At 60.4% G+C, this 543-nt stretch carries 1 protein-coding gene; it reads left to right on the top strand.

Annotated features, from left to right (window positions below):
- Nucleotides 1-543: DUF5682 family protein (locus L692_RS32290; RefSeq protein WP_036721355.1), on the top strand; the 543-nt coding region annotated here is incomplete at both ends.

Raw genomic sequence — 543 nt, 5'->3', positions numbered from 1 at the left:
TGGCCGCTGGCTGTGTACTCCCCGGAGTATCAGGCGATGCTGTGGGCCCGCCGCAATGGAGCGGAGTCGCGCTTTATCGATCTGCCGTCCTCGGTAATGCTGGCGCTGCAGGAGCGGGAAATTGATGAAACGGTGGAGCCTAGCCCAAAGTCCCGCGCCTTTGCAGAGGGCAGTGAAACCGGAAATAGCGGCTTATCGCTCTACGAGACCTTTGCCCGGCTGCACGGAGAGCCGGACTACGAAACTTACTGGGAGCGCCATTTTGAACATAATCTGAATTCGGATGCTTACCGGCGTGCGATCCTGGCTTTTTCCTCCGGTATGCGCGGGCTGATGGAGGAGACGGAGCGCCGGGAACGCACCGGGGAACACGCGGTCAACGCCGTGCGGGAAGCCTACATGGCCCGCTGCATTCAAGAGACGGTGCAGGACGGCCACCGGCCAGACAAGATCGTAGTCGTCTGCGGGGCTTATCATGCCGCCGCGCTGACCGATCCGGATCTGGCCATGAAGGATGAGGAACTTAAAATGCTTCCTGTTCGC

The organism is Paenibacillus forsythiae T98 (assembly GCF_000520735.1).
GTDB classification, from domain to species: domain Bacteria; phylum Bacillota; class Bacilli; order Paenibacillales; family Paenibacillaceae; genus Paenibacillus_AQ; species Paenibacillus_AQ forsythiae.
Note: the sequence above shows the minus strand (reverse complement) of the source record. Positions and strands in the feature narration are given on the sequence as shown.